Source organism: Microcystis sp. M53602_WE12, assembly GCF_030065455.1.
Classification (GTDB): domain Bacteria; phylum Cyanobacteriota; class Cyanobacteriia; order Cyanobacteriales; family Microcystaceae; genus Microcystis; species Microcystis aeruginosa.
Map to the genome: position 1 here is coordinate 1 of NZ_JASJFB010000862.1, position 5,334 is coordinate 5,334.

Below are 5,334 nucleotides of genomic sequence, written 5' to 3' on the forward strand. Positions count from 1 at the left end.
ATGGCCAAGGCGGCGGGCTTCTTCTTGGGCGAGCATGATTACTTTAATGGCTTTTTCCGTAAATCTTTCAAACATAGCCTATCCATCACCTACACAAGCGACCCTAGATATGCTGATTTTAGCACGGCTTTTTAGTTTAGCCCTCTTTCAGTGATCAGTTATTGGGGAGCGGCCTGGAAACCTGCCGATAAGTGGTTCACCCTTGCATAATCCCCTAGGCTCGTGGTCATCCCCATCTCTCGATCGCTTGACTATCGATCGCCCATTTTCAGGTCAAAACTCGAAGTATAAGCAGATTAAATATTACTACCTATTGACAAATGAGTATATATGTTGTATGTCGGTGTAACATACAGAAAGTTGACCCATATCGTTACTCTGGAGACTGTTATGCAGAAAGTTTTCGTATATAGCGGTGTGCAGTCGTATGAGGTACAGTGTCACGAGCTATAAACCATGCTAGGCAAAGCTTGGTTTGTATCTCACTCAAGCGCTTACCGCTATAATATGTAGTTAGGCACAATAAAATAAGCTATTTAAATATGTTCGTTAAATAAGTACATGAATATTAATATATCCATCATCGACCAACGCTTAGTATCAGTTAGCAAAGACATTCGTCAAAAAGCTTCTGAAGAACTACGAATCACAGATGAAGGCCGGCTTAAGTCTTTGGCTTTTGTATATCTGTGCGTTAAAACCATTTTAGATTTAGATGGAGATGATGTTTTTGATTGCTTAACAGAAGGAGGTGGTGACTTTGGAGTAGATGCTATACATATCTCAGAAGAATATGACGGTGAATTTACAGTTAGTTTATTTCAGGCAAAATATAAGAACAACCTAGAAGGAAACTCTAACTTTCCTGAAGAAGGTATAAAAAGTTTAATAAACGCAATTAATTACTTATTTAATCCAGCAGCCAAACTAGAACATATTAATCAACGACTGCTTGTGAAAGTGGAAGAAGCTCGTAGCCTAATCCGGGATGGCTATATTCCCCAAGTTCGGACAATAGCTTGCAACAATGGGCTGAAATGGAATTTATCTGCTCAAGAGGCTATTGATCGTGCTGAGTTTGGAGATCAGGTGACATGGGAATATGTTAATCACGAGCGTTTAGTCAAAATTCTTCAAGCTTCTAAACCCGTAAAAGATACTTTGCAGCTAAGTGGCAAAGCTATTGTGGAAGATATGGAGTTTAGCCGAGTACTGTTGGGTAGAATTTCGGTGACAGAAATTGCCACACTTATAGAGCGACATGGAGAACGTTTATTAGAGCGCAATATTCGTCGCTACTTGGGTTTACAAGGAAATCGCGTAAATGAGGGTATCCGTCATACTTTAACTAGCGATGAAAAAAACAATTTTTACTTTTATAATAACGGGGTCACGTTGATTTGTGATAGTTTCTCATACAACGCATTGCAAGATGGCGATTACAAAGTGCGTGTTGAGAATTTACAAATCATTAACGGTGGTCAAACGTGTATGACCATATTTAAAACCTTGCGAGAACCAGATTTAATTCATCAAAATGCCCAAGCTTTTGTTCTTTTAAGACTCTATCAATTGCCTCGTGAAAATGAAGGTTTAGTTCAAAGAATTACCTACGCAACCAATAGCCAAAATCCAGTAGATCTCAAAGATTTACGTGCTAATGATGAGCGCCAGAAAATATTGGAAAAGGATATTGAGCAATTAGGATTTAACTACAGGACTAAACGTTCCAATACTCCTACTCGCTCTGCTGATATTACTTCAGGAGTAGCTGCTGAGGCAGTATTATCCGTTTGGCGAAGAAAACCTCATCAAGCAAAGTTTTTCTCTCGTGAACATTTTGGGAAACTGTATGATACAATCTTTACTGACCAATTAAATGGAGCGCAAATCGTAATAGCTGTTCAGCTTTACAGAATTGCAGAAAACCGCCGCAAAAGACCTGAGTCTACTGACCCAGATTTTGTCCGCTATGCTTCCTGCTTTATTGCAATGCAGATGGGACAAAAACTTTTGGCTGATATGAAAGTTCAGATGAAAGATATTAGTCATCAAAATTTTCAATCAGCCCAAATGCTTATTGATCAAAATGGGGAGAGTTACTTTAATGCTTCATTACAGGATATTAAACAGGCACTTCAGGATCTTTATGGAGAACAAGAGATTTCCTTGCAGCAGCTATCTGCAACATTTCGACGTGGTGATTTAATAAGTAGACTTCAATGAATCAAATCGGTTCAATAATTCGACTTCTTTTCTTGCAAACTCGCTTAACCTAACTTGACCGTTAGCTGAAATATTGGTGAATTTTCAAAGTTGCCTGTTGCTGTGTGACTTCACAGATTAATATAGTGCGATGCCAAAGGCACTGCGTAGCAGAGCGCAATCTTGTAGGGTGCGTTCCCTAAAACAACTTCTACCGCTTCAGCGATCGATTTTGGGGAACGCACCATGAACATTGATTGAAACTGTGAGTCTAAGTGCGATGCAGCCTTTGTGGTCCCAGTTGGGGAATGTTAGCGAAGATTGCCAATGTTGAGGTTAAAATAGAGGGGCAAAAGTGGCAACGGGGTCAGGACAATGACAGTTAATCAACTCCGCTACAGCAAAGAAGAATTCGCCCGACGTGGTAATGAGATTTATCAATCTCAGGTGCGCCCCCAAGTCGAGGAAGGCAATCATGGGAAGATTGTAGCCATAGATATTGAAACAGGTGCTTTTGAGCTTGCCAATGACACAATAACTGCTTCTAATCGATTGCTTGAACGAAACCCTGATGCTCAAATCTGGCGTGTCCGAATTGGACATAAAGGCGTTCACCGCTTTGGCGTAGGTCGTCTGCTTTAACTTTATGATGAACGGAATTGTTGATCAAAACTGCGAGGCAAGGCTTAGGTTAGTCGTAAGCAATGAGAGTAAACAGAGGCAAGTAATTGATGCTGTTATTGATACAGGGTTCACAGGCTTTTTGACCTTACCTCTGACAGTAATCAACAGCCTCAACTTACGGTTGTATAGCCGTGAAGAGGGAACATTAGGGGATGGAAGTACCTGTATCTTTGACGTTTACAGTGGTCTTGTTATTTGGGACGGTGAATATCGGTATATTGATGTTAACGCAGCTGAAACAGACCCTTTAGTTGGTATGAGTTTACTCTACGGCTATCGGATGCAACTTGATGCGATCGAGGGTGGAATAGTCGTAATTCAGTCATTGAACAGTTTAAGCTAATCGGGTGTGGAACGGTCTAACAACGTTAGTGCGATGCCGAAGGCACTGCGTAGCAGGGCGCATCGCTTCGTAGCGACAGTTTTGCACAGATTGGGATAAAATACAGATCTAACTAGCGCATTTCAAATGAGCGAAACTGTTTACGTTGAAACTAGCGTGGTTGGTTACTTAACAGCCAGACTCAGCAATAACTTAATCCTCATGGCAAACTTGGGGATTACCCAAGAGTGGTGGGACACACGCCGAGAGCAATTTACGCTTTATATCTCCCCCCCCCTAAAGCCTCTGATGATGCGCTTCATATTGCAGTTGCTACATTTTACGGAATTGACTATCTTTTAACTTGGAACTGTAAGCATATTGCCAATGCTCAAATACAAAAGAAACTAGCACAAATAAGTATAGAAGCAGGATATGATCTGCCAACGATTTGTACACCTAATGAACTAATGGGAGATTAATTATGTGGAAAGATGAAGTTCTAGAAGAAATTTACAGAATACGTGAAGAACACGCGAAGTCCTTTAACTATGATTTGCAAGCAATTTGCAATGATCTTCGTAAAAAACAATCCACTAGCAGCAGACAAATTATTTCGACTCCACTCAAACCTCGCAGTCAACCGCATAACAAATCGTTGCATCCGACCGCCTAGAGATGATCTGATAGAAGTTGAAGATTCTCTGTGGCGGCTGAACTCAGCCGTTAGAGCGATCGCAATCTTGTAGGGTGCGTTCCCTAAGGCAACTTCTACCGCTCCAGCGATCGATTTTTGGGAACGCACCATGCACATTGATTGAAACTGTGAGTCTAAGCCGCGTAGGTTGGGTTGATCGAAACAAGACTGGGGCGAAAATAGCTCAATTCGCTTGAAAAAGCGAAACCCAACCACCCCAAAGGTTACTCTTTGTTGGGTTTCCTTGGGTCAACCCAACCACAATAATTGCTGCTCTATTGATCGCCCATTTTCAGACCAAAACTCGAAATATAAGCAGATTAAATATTACTACCTATTGACAAATGAGTATATATGTTGTGGCCCTATATTTTTGTTAATGGTGAGGTGCAAGGTCTCTGGTTTTGGGAAACTCTAGAACTGCGGAAGGGGCTGTAAGCGAACGGTAATCAGTTATCATTAAGAAAACGCCGGATCGTTAACCTAACAGAATTAACCCCACAATCCCACCCGAAAAGCTTGAAAAACAGGGAACCGGTTATGCCAACCACCTACAATTGCGATTTAATTCTCTGGGCCCGGGATACGGCTCAACTTTTGCGGGAACAACGCTGGGATGCCATTGACTGGGAGCATTTAATCGAGGAAATCGAGGATTTGGGGAAAAGTGAACGCAGTGCGATTGGTTCTCAAATGGAGCGAATTTTGCTTCATCTGCTCAAGTGGCAATATCAACCCCAACGGCACTCCGATAGTTGGCTGGATTCCATCAATGATGGGCGATCGCAAATTCGTCGCAAATTAGAGGATAGTCCCAGTCTACGCGGTTATCCCGCGCAAATTTTGGATAAGGAATACACCAGAGCGCGTCGAGAGGCCGCCAAACAAACAGGTTTAGTCCTCAGCATTTTTCCCGAGTTTTGTCCCTATACTATCGCGCAGGTGATCGAAGATTGGTGGCCCCAGTGATAGCCTTGATTAAAGGTTAAATAATCCTAAATCTGGTTATTAAAGACTGATTATTTATTCTCCCTTTTTGCATGAGTGCATGAGCAGAAAACGGGTTTCTCCGAGAAACCCGTTTTCTGTGCGTTACTCAACGGATTTAGTATTATGTGACAGTTGAGGGTGCGGAATGTGGGATTGAGCGCCCATTTTCAGACCAAAACTCGAAGTATAAGCAGATTAAATATTACTACCTATTGACAAATTAAGTATTTTATGTTACAGAACGGGGTGATATACAGAAAGTTGACCGGGAGCATCCCAGTTTTGCAATGAGTAAAAATACTCAGGCAATATCGCCGTTGAGATAAGCACAACGTAGCTTCAAATACTGATGAACATTCTCTGCTTGCCAATGTGCTCCCACAATTTTCATTCTTGCACCTAGTTGCTTAATCTTTGACTCTACACTTCCAGAACC

At 41.6% G+C, this 5,334-nt stretch carries 4 protein-coding genes and 2 pseudogenes; 5 read left to right on the plus strand and 1 reads right to left on the minus strand.

Annotated features, from left to right (window positions below):
- Positions 1-561: 561 nt before the first annotated feature.
- The 5 genes and pseudogenes from PX482_RS26215 (at position 562) to PX482_RS26240 (ending at position 4,877) form a co-directional block, all read left to right on the plus strand.
- Entirely contained in the window at positions 562-2,226 is a 1,665-nt protein-coding gene (locus PX482_RS26215; RefSeq protein WP_002756717.1) for an AIPR family protein, read from the plus strand.
- 354 nt (positions 2,227-2,580) lie between these two features.
- Complete coding sequence (locus PX482_RS26220) at positions 2,581-2,847, plus strand: hypothetical protein (RefSeq protein WP_002733164.1); 267 nt, start codon at positions 2,581-2,583, stop codon at positions 2,845-2,847.
- A 4-nt stretch (positions 2,848-2,851) separates the two neighbouring features.
- Entirely contained in the window at positions 2,852-3,232 is a 381-nt protein-coding gene (locus PX482_RS26225; protein WP_002756719.1) for a hypothetical protein, read from the plus strand.
- Between the two features lie 126 nt (positions 3,233-3,358).
- Positions 3,359-3,693 (plus strand): annotated as a pseudogene (locus PX482_RS26230) (type II toxin-antitoxin system VapC family toxin).
- 755 nt (positions 3,694-4,448) lie between these two features.
- Positions 4,449-4,877, plus strand: a complete 429-nt coding sequence (locus PX482_RS26240) for a DUF29 domain-containing protein (RefSeq protein WP_002756725.1) — start codon at positions 4,449-4,451, stop codon at positions 4,875-4,877.
- A 322-nt stretch (positions 4,878-5,199) separates the two neighbouring features.
- On the opposite strand, the pseudogene PX482_RS26245 reads toward PX482_RS26240, so the two are convergent.
- Positions 5,200-5,334 (minus strand): annotated as a pseudogene (locus tag PX482_RS26245) (ISKra4-like element ISMae18 family transposase); the annotation flags it as partial.